This window comes from Rhodocista pekingensis (assembly GCF_042665545.1).
GTDB lineage: Bacteria > Pseudomonadota > Alphaproteobacteria > Azospirillales > Azospirillaceae > Rhodocista > Rhodocista pekingensis.
The window spans coordinates 780,035-797,756 of the sequence record NZ_JBHTCM010000010.1 but is presented as its reverse complement, the minus strand read 5'-3'; the positions used below and the strand labels follow the sequence as shown (position 1 = coordinate 797,756).

At 71.1% G+C, this 17,722-nt stretch carries 13 protein-coding genes and 1 tRNA gene; 9 read left to right on the top strand and 5 right to left on the bottom strand.

The annotated features are described in order from the left end of the window. The first annotated feature begins 2 nt into the window (after nt 1–2). The 6 genes from ACFQPS_RS11995 to ACFQPS_RS11970 all read left to right on the top strand — a co-directional run bounded on the left by ACFQPS_RS11995 (nt 3) and on the right by ACFQPS_RS11970 (nt 8,380). Nucleotides 3–278, top strand: a complete 276-nt coding sequence (locus tag ACFQPS_RS11995) for a hypothetical protein (protein ID WP_377359253.1) — start codon at nt 3–5, stop codon at nt 276–278. Nucleotides 279–281: 3 nt separating this feature from the next. Then, complete coding sequence (locus tag ACFQPS_RS11990) at nt 282–1,538, top strand: type IV secretion system protein (protein WP_377359251.1); 1,257 nt, start codon at nt 282–284, stop codon at nt 1,536–1,538. Further along, nucleotides 1,535–2,317 carry a hypothetical protein gene (locus ACFQPS_RS11985; RefSeq protein ID WP_377359250.1) on the top strand — a complete coding sequence of 261 codons (783 nt, stop codon included), beginning with the start codon at nt 1,535–1,537 and terminating at the stop codon, nt 2,315–2,317. The genes ACFQPS_RS11990 and ACFQPS_RS11985 overlap by 4 nt, the downstream gene beginning before the upstream one ends. Continuing rightward, complete coding sequence (locus ACFQPS_RS11980) at nt 2,314–3,363, top strand: TrbG/VirB9 family P-type conjugative transfer protein (protein ID WP_377359249.1); 1,050 nt, start codon at nt 2,314–2,316, stop codon at nt 3,361–3,363. The genes ACFQPS_RS11985 and ACFQPS_RS11980 overlap by 4 nt, the downstream gene beginning before the upstream one ends. Before the next feature lie 433 nt (nt 3,364–3,796). Next, nucleotides 3,797–4,840 carry a TrbI/VirB10 family protein gene (locus ACFQPS_RS11975; RefSeq protein ID WP_377359246.1) on the top strand — a complete coding sequence of 348 codons (1,044 nt, stop codon included), beginning with the start codon at nt 3,797–3,799 and terminating at the stop codon, nt 4,838–4,840. 213 nt (nt 4,841–5,053) lie between these two features. Next, nucleotides 5,054–8,380, top strand: a complete 3,327-nt coding sequence (locus ACFQPS_RS11970) for an SIR2 family protein (protein ID WP_377359244.1) — start codon at nt 5,054–5,056, stop codon at nt 8,378–8,380. A gap of 252 nt (nt 8,381–8,632) precedes the next feature. Here the strand turns inward: ACFQPS_RS11970 and ACFQPS_RS11965 are convergent. Beyond that, nucleotides 8,633–8,707, bottom strand: a tRNA-Thr gene (locus ACFQPS_RS11965). A gap of 187 nt (nt 8,708–8,894) precedes the next feature. After that, the gene (gene recQ / locus ACFQPS_RS11960) at nt 8,895–10,727 is read right to left on the bottom strand and encodes a DNA helicase RecQ (RefSeq protein ID WP_377359242.1); all 1,833 of its coding nucleotides are present in this window, start codon (nt 10,725–10,727) and stop codon (nt 8,895–8,897) included. A gap of 278 nt (nt 10,728–11,005) precedes the next feature. Here recQ and ACFQPS_RS11955 point away from each other — a divergent pair, with 278 nt between their 5' ends. Then, nucleotides 11,006–11,674: a hypothetical protein gene (locus tag ACFQPS_RS11955; RefSeq protein ID WP_377359241.1), complete on the top strand. Its 669-nt coding sequence runs from the start codon at nt 11,006–11,008 to the stop codon at nt 11,672–11,674. Between the two features lie 235 nt (nt 11,675–11,909). Next, nucleotides 11,910–13,160, top strand: a complete 1,251-nt coding sequence (locus ACFQPS_RS11950; protein WP_377359240.1) for a polyhydroxyalkanoate depolymerase — start codon at nt 11,910–11,912, stop codon at nt 13,158–13,160. A gap of 264 nt (nt 13,161–13,424) precedes the next feature. On the opposite strand, the gene ACFQPS_RS11945 is transcribed toward ACFQPS_RS11950, so the two are convergent. After that, a complete protein-coding gene (locus ACFQPS_RS11945) occupies nt 13,425–13,745 on the bottom strand; it encodes a DUF1476 domain-containing protein (RefSeq protein WP_377359239.1) in 321 nt (106 codons plus the stop codon). Between the two features lie 164 nt (nt 13,746–13,909). Between ACFQPS_RS11945 and ACFQPS_RS11940 the strand changes: the two genes are divergently transcribed. Beyond that, on the top strand, nt 13,910–14,692 hold the full coding sequence (locus tag ACFQPS_RS11940; protein ID WP_377359237.1) for an NRDE family protein: 783 nt from the start codon (nt 13,910–13,912) through the stop codon (nt 14,690–14,692). A 173-nt stretch (nt 14,693–14,865) separates the two neighbouring features. Here the strand turns inward: ACFQPS_RS11940 and mepK are convergent, their stop codons facing one another. Together mepK and ACFQPS_RS11930 are read right to left on the bottom strand one after the other, a co-directional pair. Beyond that, entirely contained in the window at nt 14,866–15,528 is a 663-nt protein-coding gene (gene mepK, locus ACFQPS_RS11935) for a peptidoglycan L,D-endopeptidase MepK (protein WP_377359236.1), read from the bottom strand. A 368-nt stretch (nt 15,529–15,896) separates the two neighbouring features. Next, the gene (locus ACFQPS_RS11930; protein WP_377359234.1) at nt 15,897–17,678 is read right to left on the bottom strand and encodes a L,D-transpeptidase family protein; all 1,782 of its coding nucleotides are present in this window, start codon (nt 17,676–17,678) and stop codon (nt 15,897–15,899) included. Between the last annotated feature and the right edge of the window lie 44 nt (nt 17,679–17,722).

Genomic DNA, 17,722 nt, shown 5'->3' with positions numbered 1-17,722 from the left:
CCATGTCCTGGAAAGCCATCGCCATCACCCTCATGGCCCTCCTCGTCCTCGCCGTCATCGGCGCGGCCGGGCTCGTTGTGCAGGCACAGCGATCAGCAGAAACGCCGTCCGAACTGGAACGGGCAATGGAGCGGAGATCAGTGATCAGGGACTCGATCTGGCGGGATTTTGACAAACCCTACCGCAGCCCGTCCGGCGAGGTGCAGCCCAACCCCTTCATCAAAAGGGATGCCGACCCCGACTCTCCCCGTCCCGACCAACAGCCGACACCGGAGTAGGGCATGGATTCCAGCGCGCTCACCTTCGCCCTCGACGAACTGACCCGGGCTGTCGTGACCGGGTTCGGGCTGCTTGGGGACGATGCGCGGGCGGTGCTGACCATGGCCGCGACCCTGTCCTACAGCCTTGCCTTGGCCCTCTGGCTGTTCGAGGGCAGGGCGCGCGTCCATGGTCCCCTGATCCGGATGATCATCAAGTTCGCCGCGATCGGCTGGCTGCTGGAATGGTTCCCCGAGGGCTCCGCCGCCCTGATGCAGGCGGCGGTGGAGCAGGGGCAGGACTTGGTGCCGATGGAAGGGTTCTCCTTGGAGGATCCAGGCGCTATCGCGCGCCTTGGTCTGTCGGCAGCAAGTCCGTTGATGTGGCGCGTCGAGGAGATGCTGGGGCCGGTGGACTTCTTCCTGAACTTCCTGGAGATCGTCCTTTTCCTGCTGGCGGCCCTGATCGTGCTGGTCAGCTTCGCGGTCCTGGCGATCCAGGTCTTCCTGGCTTTCCTGGAATTCCGCATCCTGTCGCTCGCAGCCTATCTCGCCATCCCCTTCGCCGTCCTCGGCCCCACCAGCTTCGTGGCGGAGCGGGCCATCGGCTATGTCGCGGCATCCGCCCTCAAGCTCCTGGTCCTGGGGCTGATGATCACCCTGGCGGGCGGCATGCTGCTGACGATCGAGTTCGTCGGCGATGCCAGCCTGGACCAGGCCCTGGGCGTGGCCCTGCTTTCCGTCGCCATCTTCCTCCTGGCCGTCAAGGCGCCGCGGGCCGCGGCCGGGTTGATCAACGGCGGGCCCATCATGGACGGGGCCTCCGCCATGGTCGCCCTCTGGGTCGCGGCCCGCGCCGGGGCCATGGCCACCGGCAGCCTTGCCGGCGGTGCCGCCGCCGGCCTCTCCTCCCTGCGCATGGGCAGCGGGGCCGGGAGCAGCGGGGCGACAGGACCGGCCGCAATCATGTCCGCCCTGGGACCCGGTGGGGCGGCCGGCGGCTCCGCCGGCATGTCGGGGGCGGCCACCGCCCCCGGGGCCGCCGCCCGGGCCGCCCAGGGCTGGGACAGGCCCATGACCGATGCCCAGCGGAGGGAGTTGGATCGCCTGGCCCAGGGGCGGAGCTACGATCCCGGCCTTTCCCGCGGCCAAGCCAGCCTGCTGATCCAGGCCTGGGGGGGTGAACGCTCCTGGGTCAACGGGGGCGGAAGCCAGGATGCCGCCGCTCCGGCCGCAGCCAAGGCCCCGCCCCCCTCCCCGGACAGGGAGACCGGCCCATGACCACCCGGCCCGTCCACCGCTACGATCCGCCCGCGGCAGCCATCCCGGACAGCTCCAAGTACCTGGCTGCCATGACCTACCGCGCCAGCCGGGAGGCCAAGGCGCTGCGGGTGCAGCGCTGGTGGGCGGCCCTGGTGGTGATCAGCCTGGCCTGGGGCGGGGTGATGACCTGGGACAACCGCCGCCTCACCGCCCAGCTGGTGGAGGTGGCGCGGCACAAGCCGGTCTACCGGCTGGACGAACTGGCCTCCGGCCATCAGCGCCTGGTTCTGCTGGACGATACCCTGACCGTCACCAAGGGTACGCGGCTGAACGCCGTCGCTTGGTTCGTGCGCTGGACCCGGGCCATCGGCACCGACCCGGTGGCCCTTGCCCGGGACCGGGCCGCCGCCCGCGCCCGGCTGACAGACGGGGCGGAGCGGAAATGGGACGGGCTGCTGGCCGCCGACCTGGACCCTGGCGAGGGCTGGACCCGCGATGTGGCCGATCTGGCGCTGGAGGAGCGGGAGCATGATCCCGCCACCGGGCTCAGCTCCTTCCACGTGGTGTGGGCAGAAACAGTCTACCGCGACTTCAAGCCGGTGGAACGCAGCCTGATGGCGGCGGCGGTGGTCACCCGGGATGGAATGTCGCGCGACGGGGCCCTGGACGGTGTCTCCATCACCGGCTTCTCCGAACCTGCGGCCACGGCCCTGCCCCTGCCCGTCACCCGGCGGGCCCCATCCCTTGGGGCCGGTCCGCCGGTGGCGACCCCGACCGATCCGGGAGGCCTGCCATGAGATCCGCACTGGTCCTCACCCTCGGGCTGATGCTCCTTCCGGTCGGCTGCGCACCGACACCGGGCGGCGCGCCCAAGGTCACGGCCTCCCCACCCCCTGCCACCCCGGTTCCGCGGGTCTGGACCCTGGCCGACCTGCGCCTGCCGGAAACGCCGCTGCCCGCCGCCGGGCCGGGGGAACGGCCGCCGCCGCCGCCCACCGGGGCCATGGCCCGGGCAGCCGTGCAGGCCGCGAACCGGGAGGGGCTGGACCTGCCCACGCCCACCTGCTTCACCGGCAAGACCTGTACCTACTGGTATCATCCGGACAAGCAGTTCCGGGTCTACATGGCCCAGGACAACCAGACCCTCGCCTGCCTCAGGCCCGGGGAGCGGGTGCTGAACGTGGTCGCCCCGGGGGAACAGGTCTGGCTGCCCCATGCGGTCTATGCCTACGGGCCGGAGGGCGCGCGCACCGAATGCGTGGCCTTCATGCCGCGGCGGGCCGGGCTGAAGCACCAGGTCAGCATCTTCACCGACCGGCGCAAATACGATCTGGACGTCCAGACCTGGACCCAAACCCACCATGTGGAGGTGCGCTGGCGCTATCCGGAGGATGTGCTGGCGGCACTCAACGGCGGTGTGGCGCCGTCAGTCGCGGTGGCGGTGGGGGTGGGGGCAGGGGGACCCGGGGCGCCGCTCGCGGGCTCGCCCGGGGCGCCGGTCCAGGGGTTGACGGCGAGCGGCCCCGGGCTGATGCGGCAGAGCCGATCCGTTCTCCGCCACTGCGCCTATGCCCTGTCCGGCGATGCGCCGCCCTGGCATCCGGTGCCCACGGCCGACGGCCAGCCCCCGGTCTGCGACGACGGCGCGGTGACGGTGATCCACCTGCCGGGTGGGGCCCTGGGCGGTCAGGGCATGCCCGCCGCCTGGCGCCTGGATGACAGGGGTGAAGCCCTGCCGGTCCAGGCCCAACGGATCGGCGACACGCTCCAGGTGGCAGGGGTCTATCCCCGCCTGCTGCTGGGGCTGGAGGGCGCATCCGTCCACATCACCCGGCGGCCGTGAGGGGCAGGGCCGTGGCGGGGCACCGGCCGGGCGCGGCGGTCCCGGGGGCGATGGGGGCGGTGGGGATTGGTTCCAGCCCCCGTGATTCCTGGACGGGCGTCTCAGGAAGGCGTGATCCAGGGAAGGCGGTTCCGGAACGGGTGATCGGAAAGGGAGGGGTCCGATGAGCGGCGATCCGGGCGGGCACGACGCCGGCAGTCACGACGGCGTACGGAAGGGCGAGGGCCTGCACGGCTCCGGCGTGTGGACCCCGGGTTCGCCGGGGCATATCGGGGGCGGCTTTGGATCCGGTCCCAGCCCCAGCAATGGCCCAGGCCCCAGACAAGCTCACAGCCAAACTCCCGGCCAAGCCCCCGGCCCAGGCACCACCCGTCCGCCGCATCTGCCGCCGGAACCGCCGCCGGATGATCCGCTGGCAAGGCGCAGCCTGCCGGTGGCGGGAGTGCATACCGGCCGGGTCATCGCCGCCGGGGCCGGTCTCCTCGCCCTGGGCGGAATCGCCTGGCTGCTGATGGCGGGGGAGCCCGCACCCGAACCGCCCCGTCGGGCCCTGGACGTCACCCGCCAGAGCCCCGCCCCGGCCTTGCCCCGGTACGAGGATCTGTCCGTCCCGGCCGTGGCCGCCCCGCCCGTGCCCCCAAACCCGGTGGAGCCGCCGCGCCCCCGCTTCGATCCCACCACGCCCATCGGGCCAAGCCCCACCCAAGCCGCCCCCGACCGCCTGGCCGAACAGGCCCGCGCCGCCGGTGTCGGCGGCTGGTCCCGCCCGAGGGAGGAGGAAGGGGGCCGGACCCCAGGGGACCCGGCCGGGTCCGACGGGCTCTATCCCGGAGCGATGGCGGGGCCCGACTCGGCCGCAGGCATGACCGCCGACACCACCCGGGGTGCCGGTCAGTGGGGTCATAGCCAGACGCCCGCAGCGGTGACGGGGGCAGCGACCTGCCACGTTCCCGCCGGCACACCCATCCCGCTCCAGACCCTGAACCGGGTGGTGACGGAGCAAGGGGGTATACTGGTGACCATGGTGACCCGGGATGTGCTGGGCAATGGGCTGACCTGTCGGGCGATCCCGGCCGGGTCGACTGTCACCCTTTCCGTCGCCCCCGGCAGTGCCCGGGGCCGGCGCCGCATCGCCGTGGCCGACCCGGTGATCACCCGCCCCTGGCCCTGGGCCGACAGCATCCGCCCGGCCGCCGTCGCGGCCGACACAACCGGTGCCGCCGGCCTGCCCGGCCGGGTGCAGGTGCCCTGGCTGTCCACCGGCCTGCTTATCGCCGCCGGCACCGCCACAGACCTCGCCACCGCCGCCCTGTCGGACGGTGGCTCCCTGATCGGCCCCATCCTCGGCCGGACCGCCGACCGCCCCCTCGACCAAGCCACCCGCGCCCTGCTGGACCGCCTGCCCGTCATCACCCTGGAGCCGGGGGCAGGCATGACGCTGCTGCTGGCGGGGCCGCTGGTGATCCGAGCCTGGTGAACCTCCTAAGGAAGTGCCGCCCCCATAGCCAGTGAGCGTACGCGAGTATGCGGGCGGAGGCTGATCCTTCGAGACCTCTCCCATTGTAATCCGAATGCGTGGTTATACTATCCGAAGGAGATCAACTGACCCGGCGACAACCGTGCATGCCCCCCCCTTGACGAGATACTCTCCCTGCCGGGAAACCGTGCCGTCTTCGACGACTTGGCTAAAGTGGTCGGAAGCGGGGAGGCCGTCGCTTTCGTCGGGGCCGGCGCCTCGGCGGGGCTCTATCCCCTGTGGGGCCAGTTCATCGATCAGCTTGCCGACCATGCGGTAGAGGTTGGAAAGGCGGAGCCGAAGGATGCAGAACGGTGGAAGCGGAACAACGGGAGCACGCCGCAGCAGCGTGTGAACGCCATCCTCCGCAAGCTGGGGGACGATCGCTACCGGCAGTTCCTGAAATCGACCTTCGGGCCGAAGCGAGGCGCCGACGGCAAGCGATTCACCCCGGTCCATGCCGCGCTGATGACCCGGCCGTTCAAGGGTTTCGTCACCACCAATTACGACCCGGCCCTGGACTTCGCGCGGCAGGAGTTCCGCAAGGAATGCCTGACCACCGGCACCCCCACCTGGGAGGATGAGGGGGAAATCCACCGCTGGTATACGGGGGAGGTATTCCAGGACGAGTGCCCCATCCTGTGGCTGCATGGCTATTGGCAAAAGCCGGGCGGAACGGTGCTGAACGCCAGGGACTATGCGGCGGCCTACCGGCCGGGGCTGTACAAAAGGGTGTTTGAAAAGCTGTGGGGGCAGGACCGGCTGGTCTTCGCCGGCTTCGGCTTCAACGACCCGCAATTCACCTTCATGGTCGGCGAATTGCTGCGGGATTTCCGGGACGCCCATGCCTTGCCACGGCACATCGCCTTGCTCGGCTGGCCGCTGAAGGAGGGGGAGACGATCGATCCCGACGACGTGCGGGATCGGCGCGAGGCGTTCGAGCAGGATTACCACGTCCGACCGCTGTTCTACCCGGCCCCGAACGGGGGCCGCGACCATTCCGCCCTGCTGACCCTTCTCGACGCCCTCGCCGCGCGGGAGCCGCCCAAGCCGCCGACCCAAGCCACCGCCGCGGTGCCGACGCTGTATCAGCACTGGGTCCATGCGGCCAGCGACGATGACCGCTTCACCGGCCGGGGGGAGGAGATGGTGCGGCTGGACCGCTGGGTGAAGGACCCGAGGGTGAGGGCCGTTGCCCTCTGCGCCGTGGGTGGGACCGGCAAGACCGCCCTGATCGGCCATTGGCTGAAACACACAGCCGGCTGGCAGTCCCGCCCCTTCGCGGGTCTGTTCGCCTGGAGCTTTTACCAGGACCGCGACACGGGCAACCTGCTGACTGCGTTCCTGGACTGGACCCACAAGACCTTCGGATCGCCCGCTCCGACGGGCGACAGGGACTTGGCCCGGGAGGCCTGCCGCCGGCTGGCGGAACGGCCGCTGGTGCTGGTGCTGGACGGGCTGGAGGTGGTGCAGGAGGGGGAGGAGGAGGCGCATGGCCGCTTCCTGGACGGCCTTCTGCGGGACTTCCTGACCCGCGCCTGCCGGGATGACCATTCCAGCCTGATCGTGCTGACCAGCCGCTTCACCTTAGCCGATCTGACCCGTTTTCTCGGCCTCAGCTTCCAGCAACTGGAACTGCCCGGCCTGACACCCGACCAGGGGGCGGATCTGCTGGGCTCCATGAAGGTGGACGGCACCGCGGAGGAGCGGCGCGAGGTCAGCGCGGCGTTGCAGGGCCACCCGCTGGGCCTGCGTGTCTTCGCCGACGCGATCCCGTCCGATCTGCGGGATACGCCCCGGCGGTTCCTGGATCAGGTCTTCACCCCCGGCACCACCGCCCCCGGCGCGCCGCTGGCCGAGAAGCTGCGCCGGCTGCTGGGTTTCTATGAACGGCGCCTGTCCCCGACCCAGGTGCGGCTGCTGGGCGTCGTCGCCCTGTTCCGCACGCCGGTGGCGGAGGCGACCGTGCTGCGCATCGCCCGCGGGCTGTTCGGGGAGGATGCGGAGGCACCCTTGCCCGCGGATTCGGCCCTGCGCACCACCCTGTCCCGCTTGCAACTCGACGGCGTGCTGACGCGGGAGCCGATGGCGGACGGGGCCGGCTATGCCGCGCACCCCGTGTTGCGCGACCATTTCCGCGGCGTCCTGATCGGCAGCGGCGCCGCCGGCCGGGCGGCGGACCTGCTCAGCGGCGCGCCCAGCGACGACCGGCCCCGCACCCTGGCGGCGGTGGAGCCGGTGCTGCTGGCCATCGACCTGTTGCAGGCGGCCGGGGATTTCAGGGCGGCCGACGCGCTGTACCGGGGGCGGTTGGAGAACGGCCAACTCTTGAAGTGGATCGCCGCGCCGCAGGCGAAGCGGGCCGTGGCGCGTGGCTTCGTCGGAGACGCTGAGCGGCAGGGCCGGTGCGCTGAGCAGTTGGGGGAGATACGCTTAGCTTTTTATTGGAATGCACTCGGATTCGCAGCGGGCTACCTAGGTGATCTTCATGAGGGGGCGGCGGCCATCAACAAGGCGAATGATATTGATCGGCAGCGCAAGGATTGGAAGCGCCTTTCAAACGGACTCCAGAATGCTTGCAGCATCCAGGTCGACCTCGGAAACCTGCAGGGTGCATTCAAAAAGAGTGGCGAAGCTCTCAGGCATGCCGAAAAAGTTTCGGATGACCGCGAAGTTCGCAACTCTGCCGCATATGTTGGTTTCACAGCGGCACTATTGGCAAAAGATGGTAGATTGAGACAGGGTTTGATAGAATTTTCCCGTGCAAATGTATTGGAGATTGCTATCGGCTACTCCATGCACGGGCTTTATAGCCTTCGCGGCACACGGTGGGTTGACGTCATGCTTCGCGGCGGACAGCCTGACGTGGTCGAGACGGCGGTCGCCCGCCTGAGGGACAACCGGGCGATCAGTGATCGGAATAGCTGGGACAATGACGCCGCCCGCTACGACCGCCTGCTGGCGGAGGCGTCGCGGCTCCAGGACCGGCCGGGGGAGGCAGCATCCCCGCTGGCCGTGGCGGAGGGCGTGTTCCGGCGCGGCATGCTGGTGGAATTGGCCCGGCTGCATGTCACCGCCGGCCGGGTCGACCTCGCCCTCAGCCGTCTGGACGACGCGCTTGCCAGGGCGGAGGAGGCCCTGTCCATCGCCGCCCCGCGGGAGATGCGCCTGATCCAGGCCGATGCCCTGATCCTGCGCGGGCAGGTCCGGCTCGCCCTTGGGGATCAGGACCGGGCGGTGGATGATGGGGAGGCGGCGCTGCGTATCGCCCTCGACTGTTCCTATGGCTGGGGGGAGCGGGATGCTTGGCGCCTGCTGGCCCAGTCTCTGCCGCCCGGCCCGCGGCAGCGGGCGGCGAAGGCGGAGGCCGATGCCCTGGATGCCGAACTGACCATCACCATGGCGGACCTGGACGCCGCCGACGCCGAGGCGCAAATCTGGCTGAAGGAGTGGCAAGCGCGGAATCGGGAAGACGAACCAGAGGCAGATGAAGCCGGATGACCACCCCGTTGCGTCACGCCGCAGCGCCGTCAACGAGCGCACCCTTGGTGCCGTGCGTGACCGGAATCATCCGGCGCACCTCGGCTAGTCATGATCAGCGGTCCATCGACAGACGGGCGGCATCCCGATCTACGTTAAACGCCAGATCCGGTTCCTACTCTCGGTGGGTACTGGGTGGATATTGGAGGGGTGTCTCGGGATCCGAAACGGTGCTCAGGTCTGTGGAAAACGCCCCTAACCCCTTGATGTGAGTGGTGCCCCGAGTCGGATTTGAACCAACGGCCTACCGCTTACGAAGCGGTTGCTCTACCGCTGAGCTATCGGGGCGTGCCTCACCGCAGGCAGGGCGGCTATGTAGCAAAGTCGATCGGGCTTGGCAACCCGGCATCTGGGAAAAAATCCGGAATCTGTCGTGACACCCGCCGGGGCGCGGCTTTCCTGCGCGCCGCTCCCCTGCTTGCCGCCGTCCGGCCGGGGGCCTCCGCCCGCTCCCGCCGGACGGCGGGGGCAGGCGTCAGGCGTGGCGGCGGATGACCTCCAGGAACTCCTCGCCGTAGCGGTCCAGCTTGCGGCTGCCCACCCCGGGCAGCAGGCCCAGCCCCACCGCGTCCAGCGGGCGGGTCCGCACCATCTCCATCAGCGTGGCGTCGTGGAAGATGACGTAGGGCGGCACGCCCTGGTCCCGCGCCAGTTCCAGCCGCAGCGCCTTCAGCTCGTGCCAGAGCGCGTCGTCGGCCGGCGACAGCCGCTCGGACGGTCCGCTGCGGCCCGGGCGCAGGGCGCGGCGCGCCTCCGCCGCCGGGTCTTTGCGCAGCCGCACCGTCTCCTGCCCCTTCAGCACGGGCGTCGCCGCCTCGGTCAGCATCAGCCCGCCGTGCCCCTCCGGATCGGCGCAGAGGAAGCCGTGCGCCACGAGCTGGCGGTAGACGCTCTGCCACTCCGCCTTGGACAGGTCGCGGCCGACGCCGAAGGTCTTCAGCTTCTCGTGGCCGCGCTCGACCACCTTCTCGGTCGCCAGCCCGCGCAGCACGTCGATCAGGTGGCCCACGCCGAAGCGCTGGCCGGTGCGGTAGACGGCGGACAGGGCCTTCTGCGCCTCCACCGTGCCATCGTAGGTCGCCACCGGGGTGAAGCAGGTGTCGCAGTTGCCGCAGGGCTGCGGCGCCTCCTCCCCGAAATAGGTCAGGATGGTCTGGCGCCGGCAGCGCGCCGTCTCGCAGAAGCCCAGCAGCGCCTCCAGCTTCTGCCGCTCGGTGCGCTTGTGCCGGGCCGGGGCATCGGACGCCTCCACCCACTGGCGGAGCTGCACCACGTCCTGGAAGCCGTACAGCATCAGCGCCTCGGCCGGCAGCCCGTCGCGGCCGGCGCGGCCGGTCTCCTGGTAGTACGCCTCCAGGCTGCGCGGCGGGTCCAGGTGGACGACGAAGCGGACGTTGGGCTTGTCGATGCCCATGCCGAAGGCCACCGTCGCCACCATCACCACGCCCTCGGCCTTGATGAAGCGGTCCTGGTTGGCCTGGCGGGTCTGCGCCTCCAGCCCGGCATGGTAGGGCAGGGCGTCGATGCCCTGCTCGCGCAGCCACTGGGCCACGGACTCCACCTTGCCGCGCGACATGCAGTAGACGATGCCGGCATCCTCGGCATGGCGGTGCCGGATGAAGTCCAGCAACTGCCGCCGCTCGTTGTCCTTGGTCTGGATGCGGTAGGTGATGTTCGGCCGGTCGAAGCTGGCGGCGAACACCTCCGCCCCGCCCAGGCCCAGCCGCTCCACGATGTCGGCCCGCGTCTGGGCGTCGGCCGTGGCGGTCAGGGCGATCCGCGGCACCGCGGGGAAACGCTCGTGCAGGATCGAGCATTGCAGGTATTCGGGCCGGAAGTCGTGGCCCCACTGGCTGACGCAGTGCGCCTCGTCCAGCGCGAACAGCGCGATGCGGGAGCGCTCCAAGAGGTCCAGGAAGCGCGGCGTCACCAGCCGCTCCGGCGCCACGTAGAGCAGGTCCAGCGCGCCGCGCTCGCAGGCGCGCTCCACCTCCAGCGCCTCGCGCCAGTCCAGGGTCGAGTTGAGATAGGCGGCGCGCACCCCGAGCTGGCGCAGCGCGTCCACCTGGTCGCGCATCAGGGCGATCAGCGGGCTGACGACAATGCCCACGCCCGGCCGCACCAGCGCCGGGATCTGGTAGCACAGCGACTTGCCGCCGCCGGTCGGCATCAGCACCAGCGCGTCGCCGCCGGCGATCACCTGCTCCACGATCGCGGCCTGCATGCCCCGGAAGTCCGGATAGCCCCAGACGCTGCGCAGGACGGTCCGCGCGTCGGGGGTCGGCGTCAGGGGAAGGGCGTCGGGCATATGAATGGAATACGCGACGTATTGTGAGGGGCGCGGGCGGTCTGCCCCACATCTGGGGCGCCCGGTCCTTTCTAGGGAAACCGGCGGCTGCGGTCCACGACAAACGGCCGATTTACCGGCAGGTCCGGTCCGCGCCCTGGACGGTTCCGCCCGGCACCGCCGGCCAGGTCTGCCCGGCCAGGTCTGCCCGGCCAGGTCCGCCCGGATGGGGGAGCGGCGCAACATCCCTCCGCGCCGGCCGTTTCCCCCCTGAAAGTACCGACGATGGAGGGATCGAGATGGCGGAAACGCCCCGCGGCACGCAGACCCCGGCCGAGGGCCGCCCGGCCGCAGGCTCTGCCGGAACAACGCCGGCTGCCCCGGCGGCCACCGTCCGGACCGGCAGCGTGCGGACCGGCAGCGTGCGGGAAGCGGTCGGCGTCTTCGACAGCATCGACGCTTTGCAGGCGGCCGTGGACGATCTGGCGATGGCCGGCTTCGCCCAGCACGAGCTGAGCCTGATGGCGGCGGACGAGGCGATCCGCGACCGGCTGGGCGGCGTCTACTCCCGCGTGGAGACGGCGAAGCAGGACCCCGACGCGCCGCGGCAGGCCTATGTCGCCCCGGAGGAGGTCGGCAACGCCCAGGGCATCGCCATCGGTGGGCCCGCCTATGTCGGCGCCATCCTGGCCGCCGGCGCGATCGTCGCCACCGGCGGCACGGCCCTGGCCGCGGCGGCCGCGGCCGCACTGGGGGGCGGGGCCGGCGGCGGGCTGGGGGCGGTGCTGGCCGGCTGGATCGGCGAGCAACGGGAGCAGACCCTGCGCCAGCATCTGGACAAGGGCGGCCTGCTGCTCTGGGTCAATCTGCGCGATGCCGAGCGCGAACGGCTGGTGCGGGAGATTCTGCCCCGCCATGCCAGCCAGCCGGTGGAGATCCACGAAATCCCCCAGACCGGGAGCGGCTGAGTGGCCCCCCGCACGGCTCCCATGTCTGTCCGCACAGTGGTCATGGCCGCGCGACGATGTCCCCAGACCGTGTCGGGACACTCGACACCCGGCCCTGACGTGTTAACTACTGTGTAAAGATGTCGCATGCTATCAAAGGGGGTGACCCCGTCCGTAATCCGCGGCCCGCCGCGCGGATGCGGTCGCAACGGACGACGCCCCGGGTCGGGCCCGGCGTGAGACGGAGAGGATCGACGTGCTCTACCAGCTCTACGATTTCCAGCATGCGGCCCTGACGCCGCTCCGGCTCGCGGCCGAGGCGACCCAGGCCACCTTCCAGCATCCCCTCAATCCGGGCGCCTACACCCGCTTCGGCCGCGCCGTCGCCGCCGGGGCCGAACTGATCGAGCGCACCACCCGCCGCTGGGGGAAGCCGGAGTTCGGCCTGCCGACCACGGTGGTGGACGGGCGCGAGGTCGCGGTGACGGAGACGGTGGCGCTTCAGAAGCCGTTCTGCTCCCTGGTGAACTTCACCCGCGACGCCGTCCGCGACGATCCCAAGGTGCTGCTGGTGGCGCCGCTCTCAGGGCATTACGCGACCCTGTTGCGCGGCACCGTGGCGGCGTTGATCCAGAACCACGACGTCTATGTCACCGACTGGCACGACGCCAAGATGGTGCCGCTCGCCCGCGGCTCCTTCGATCTGGACGACTACATCCAGTACGTCATCGACTTCATCCGCTTCCTGGGGCCGGACGTGCATGTCATGGCCGTCTGCCAGCCGGCCGTGCCGGTGCTGGCGGCGGTCGCGCTGATGGCGCAGATGGACGATCCCTGCCAGCCGCGCAGCATGGTGCTGATGGGCGGCCCGATCGACACCACCGCGGCGCCGACGCAGGTGACCCAGCTTGCGGAGACGCGCGACATCGGCTGGTTCGAGCGCAGCGTCATCGCCACCGTGCCGGTCTATTATCCGGGCGGGCTGCGCCGGGTCTATCCGGGCTTCATCCAGCTCACCGGCTTCATGTCGATGAACCTGGACCGCCATGTCGGCGAGCATTTCAAGCTGTTCCGCCACCTCGTCCGCGGGGACGGGGAGAGTGCGGAGGCGCACCGCAAGTTCTACGACGAGTACCTGTCGGTCCTGGACCTGACGGCGGAGTTCTATCTCCAGACCGTCAACACCGTGTTCCAGCGCCATGCCCTGCCGAAGGGGGAGATGACCTGGCGCGGCATGACCGTCACCCCGTCCGCCATCACCCGCACCGCCCTGATGACGGTGGAGGGGGAGCTGGACGACATCTCCGCCCCCGGCCAGACCATCGCCGCGCACCGGCTCTGCTCCGGCATCCCCGACGAGATGCAGGTGGACCACATGCAGAAGGGCGTCGGGCACTACGGCATCTTCAACGGCCGCCGCTGGCGCGAGGAGATCGAGCCGCGCGTGCGGGCCTTCATCCGCCGGCATGACGTGCGCAGCACGCGCCGGCTGGCCGCCGCCGAATAGGGGCATCGCAAAGGGGGGCGATGCCCCCTTCCGATGCGACGACGGGGTAGGAAATCAGGGCACCGCGACGCGACGAAGGGCGGTTGCGATGGCAACCGCCCTTTGCGATGCGCCCCGATCCCGTGACCTGCTATCCCGTGACCTGCGATCCTGTGATCTACGTTCCGCGACCGCCGGCGGATGATCCGGCTCCGGCTGTCCGCGGATACGGCCGACCGTGGGCCGGCCGCGTGCGGCCCCCGCCCGGGGCGGGGGCGCGCCGGCTCAGGATTCGTAGATCTGCCTGCGGGCCTCTTCCAGCAGGGTCTCCATCTCCTTCTCGATGCGGTGCTCGGAGATGTCCACGCCCTTGGCCTGGAAGTCCGCGTGGATGTGGCGGAGGATGTCCCTGTGGCCGGGCTCGGCGAAGTCGACATCCACGATCTGCCGCGCGTAGCCGGCCGCATCCTCACCGTCGAGGCCGAGGTGCTCCGCCGCCCACAGGCCGATCAGCTTGGCCCGGCGGGCGAAGATGCGGAACTGGAGTTCCTCGTCGTGCTTGAACTTGTTCTCGAAGGCCTGTTCGCGCTCGTCGAACGTGGTCATCGCATACCTCGTGAAATCTCAGGCGTCGGTGTGGGGGGAGCATCGAGCCCGGCTGTCCGGACATCGAGCGGGCCTTATATACTGGGATATCGGCCAGCGCTACTTTTCAACAACGTCGTCGTAATGTCGCAGACACGCTAACACAGAGACGTTAACAGAGAGCCATGTGCAGTGTCGTCATTCTCCGGCGCCCCGGCCATCCCTGGCCGGTCGTACTCGGCGCCAACCGGGACGAGAGGCTGGACCGTCCGTGGAAGCCCCCCGCCCGGCACTGGCCGGACCGGGAGGACGTGGTTGCCGGGCTGGACGAGGCGGCCGGCGGCTCCTGGATGGGGCTGAACGATGCCGGGCTCGTCGCCTGCATCCTGAACCGTGAGGGCACGCTGGGCCGGGAGGACGGCAAGCGCTCCCGCGGGGAACTGGTGCTGGAGGCGCTGGACCATGCAGACGCGGACGCGGCGGCGCGGGCGCTCTCCCACCTTGATGTCGGCGCCTACCGTCCCTTCAATCTGGTGCTGGCGGACAACCGCGACGCCTTCTTCCTGTCCCACCGCGGCGAGTCCCACCGGGGCGAGCGGCCCCGCGGGCGCGTCCGGGTGGAGCCGATCCTCGAGGGGCTGTCCATGGTGACGGCGGCCGACCTGAACGACGCCGCGGACAGCCCGCGCATCCGCTTCTTCCGGCCGCTGTTCCAGGCGGCCCCCCCGCCCGATCCCGATTCCGGTGCGGGAGACTGGTCCGGCTGGGAGGCGCTGCTGGGCAGCCGCATCTGGGACGGCGACGCCGGCCCGCGCGGGGCGATGTGCGTCGTCACCCCGGTGGGCTTCGGCACCACCAATTCCAGCCTGCTGGCGCTGCCCGCGATGGACCGGCCGGGCACCCGCCCCGTCTGGCGCTTCGCCCCCGGCAGCCCCGACCGCACGCCCTTCGCGCCGGTTGCCCTGTAGCGGGCGGACTCTGACCGGGCGGGATGCGGGCATGCGGATGGCATGCCCGTCCGCCGGGTGCGGAAGGCCGGGGCAGGGGCCGTGCCCCGGGCATCTCTCAAGACCTGTCAGGTGTGTTCCGCCGGACCGACGTGGCCGGTGTCAGGCCAGCGGTAGCCGGTGTCAGCGCAGCGTCAGCCCCAGTGGCGGACGCGGCCGGTGTCGACGTGGACGAAGCCGGACTTCGGGTAGTAGCCCACGCCGCCCATCTGGAGGTCCAGGGCGACCTGCCGGATCTGCTTGAGCTGCCGGCCGGGCACGTCGATGTCGATGGCCTTGCCCAGCATGTGCAGGCTCTTGGTCGCCACCCCGTCGGACCGGGAGGCCAGCATGGCGTTGGTCTGCGGGCAGCGGTAACCGCAGATGACTTGGAACGGCTCGGTGGTGCGCAGGCGCTGCTGCATCCTGAACAGGATGTCCAGCAGGCCGGGGTCGGTGTCGCCCACCTCCCCCGTGCGCCAGTCGCGCAGCACATGGTTCACGTCCACCAGGGCGTCGGGCAGGTAGCGGCCCTCCGACCAGTAGGTGACGCGCAGGCGCTCGTTGGTGTGCAGGTGCCGGAATTCCAGGCTGCGGCGCTTGGCGGCGGCGGACGACGGGGCGGCGATGGCCGGGGCGGCGATCAGCCCCGGGACGGCCAGCGTGGCCGCGGCGCCCAGCGCCAGTCGGGAGAGGCCTTTCAGCAGGCCGCGGCGGTCGATCGTGCTTCCGGTATCCGTTGCCCTAGCTTCCGCTCCGTGTGAGCCGTTCCCCGGCCGCTGGAGCCCCAGGATGGTCCCGTTCCGACGATCGGTCATGCCGTCACCCCCGCCCGGTGTGCTGTCCGGCCCCCGCGCCGGCCGGAATGGCGGCCCGGTCAGGGCCGTTCCGGTCCGGGTGAATGGGCCCGGGTCGATTCGTCTCTGGGTCGATGCGACGGCGGTAGGGGTGAGGTGGTCCGGCGCGCGGCCGGCTGCCCTTCCCCTGCCGCCGGGCCGGAGCCGTGACCGCCGTCCCCACGGCGCATCCACCTTCCGGCCATGGCGTCACAGCCATGCATTCCCAACGGTCCGAGCCCGCCCGTCTTGCGTGCGGCGCAGACCGTGCATGCAGTGTTGGCAGACAGGGGCGCCGCTGGCAAGAGTCAATTCACCGGCGGGTTAACCCTGCCGGTCGGGGTATTTCATCATTCCGCAACCGGACCGGCCCCCTCGGCGCCCCCCTTGCCGGCCGCGGCGGGGGGCCTCGGAGCCGCCTGCTGCCGCCCCTGGGGAGCGGCCAGCGCCGCGGCCAGCGTGGCGTCGCGGCCGTAGATGTCGGGCCGGAAGGCGACCGTGCCGTCCTCCTCCACGAAGGCCGTGACATAAGTGACATGGACCGGCAGCGGCCGACGCAGCCGCACCACCTGCCGCTGGTTGCCGGCGATGGCGGCATCCAGCCGGGCGCGGTCCCAGCCGGCCGTTCCGGTCAGGCGCAGCACCGTCTCGGCCAGATCCAGCGGGTTCTCCACCCGCATGCAGCCGTGGCTGAAGGTGCGGTTGGCCCGCTCGAACAGCCGCTTCGACGGCGTGTCGTGCAGGTAGACGTTGAAGCGGTTGGGGAACATGAACTTGATGCGGCCCAGCGAGTTGGTGTCGCCGGGCTTCTGCCGCACCTTGTAGCGGTTCAGGCTGCCGTGGCGCCAGTCCACGGTGGCGGGATCGACCGGCACCGCCGTCTCCGACCAGTCGGACAGCAGCTCGTAGCCGTGGCGGGCCAGATATCCCGGGTCCTTGCGGGCCTTGGGGAAGATTTCGTCCCGCGCGATGGTGGGCGGCACGTTCCAGTAGGGGTTCAGCTCCAGATAGGTCATCGACTCGCTGAACACCGGCGTCCGGGTGAAGGGGGCGCCGACGACGATGCGGGCGGTGTGGACCGGGCGGTCGCCCTCGAACACCGCCAGATCGAAGGCGGCCAGATTGACGATCAGGTAGCTCGGCCCCAGGTCCGCCGGCAGCCAGCGCCAGCGTTCCATGTTGATCTCGATCTGCGTCACCCGCTGCCGCGCCGTCACGTTCAGCGCCACCACCGTCTGCCGCCCCACGGCCCCGTCCGGTTCCAGGCCGTTGCGGCGCTGGAACAACCGCACCGCCGCCTCCAGGGCGGGGTCGTAGAGCTGCGGATCGGCCGGGGCCGGGGCGGTCTGCGGCAGCTCCCCCGTCGCCGCCAGCCGGGCGCGCAGGGCGGGCACCCGCGGATCGCCCTGGCCCGGCTTCAGCGTCTCCCCGCCGGTGGGCACGGCGGGCCAGCCCCCGGCCGCGGCCAGGGTGCGGTAGGCGGCCAGCGCCTCGCGCAGGCGCCGGTACTCCGGCCGTGCCGGCGCCATGGCCCGGACGGTCCCGCCCGGGTCCGCGGCCTCCGCCACCCGCCGGAGCAGCTCCTGCGGGTCCGGCTCCTGCCGCTCCACGATCAGTTCGGGGTCGATGCGCGACGGGTCCAGCCGGCCGGCGGCGAGATCGCGGCCGAACAGCAGGGCACCGCGGCTCAGCAGGACTTCCAGCTCGGCGAGCGCGTCGGGGGAGTCGCCGTGCTCCAGCAGCGCGCCCAGGCGCTGCACGCCGTAGCGCCGCGGGTCCAGCCCGTCCTCCGCCGCCGCGGCCAGGGCGGCGTACAGCAGGTGGGCGCGGGGGGAGGGGCGGCCGTTCTCGATCCAGACGGGGGCGGAGGCGCGGCCGTCATAGAAGCGGCCGAGCTGCATCAGATCCTCGCCCTCGCGGTCGCCGCCCCGGACGCCGACACCGGTCAGCAGGCGCTGTTGCAGCGCCTGCTCCAGTCGGGCCTGCTCGGGCCGGGCCGGTTCGGGCCGGGCCTGTTCGGGCCGGGCCTGCTCCGGCGTTCCCGCCGCAACCGCCCCGCCGCCGCCCGGGGCCCCGACCACCGCCGCGACCACCACCGCCAGGGCCGCCAGGGGCCGCATCACCGTCCGCATCAGACCGCTTCCGTTCCGAACCACATGCGGCCCAGGGTGCCCGT

Bases quoted from the DNA above. Each gene is read 5' to 3' on its own strand.
- ACFQPS_RS11985 (WP_377359250.1), top strand. From the start codon at position 1,535: ATGACCACCCGGCCCGTCCACCGCTACGATCCGCCCGCGGCAGCCATC.
- ACFQPS_RS11940 (WP_377359237.1), top strand. From the start codon at position 13,910: ATGTGCAGTGTCGTCATTCTCCGGCGCCCCGGCCATCCCTGGCCGGTC.
- mepK (WP_377359236.1), bottom strand. From the start codon at position 15,528: ATGACCGATCGTCGGAACGGGACCATCCTGGGGCTCCAGCGGCCGGGG.
- ACFQPS_RS11945 (WP_377359239.1), bottom strand. From the start codon at position 13,745: ATGACCACGTTCGACGAGCGCGAACAGGCCTTCGAGAACAAGTTCAAG.
- ACFQPS_RS11990 (WP_377359251.1), top strand. From the start codon at position 282: ATGGATTCCAGCGCGCTCACCTTCGCCCTCGACGAACTGACCCGGGCT.
- ACFQPS_RS11930 (WP_377359234.1), bottom strand. From the start codon at position 17,678: ATGCGGACGGTGATGCGGCCCCTGGCGGCCCTGGCGGTGGTGGTCGCG.
- ACFQPS_RS11955 (WP_377359241.1), top strand. From the start codon at position 11,006: ATGGCGGAAACGCCCCGCGGCACGCAGACCCCGGCCGAGGGCCGCCCG.
- ACFQPS_RS11980 (WP_377359249.1), top strand. From the start codon at position 2,314: ATGAGATCCGCACTGGTCCTCACCCTCGGGCTGATGCTCCTTCCGGTC.
- ACFQPS_RS11995 (WP_377359253.1), top strand. From the start codon at position 3: ATGTCCTGGAAAGCCATCGCCATCACCCTCATGGCCCTCCTCGTCCTC.
- recQ (WP_377359242.1), bottom strand. From the start codon at position 10,727: ATGCCCGACGCCCTTCCCCTGACGCCGACCCCCGACGCGCGGACCGTC.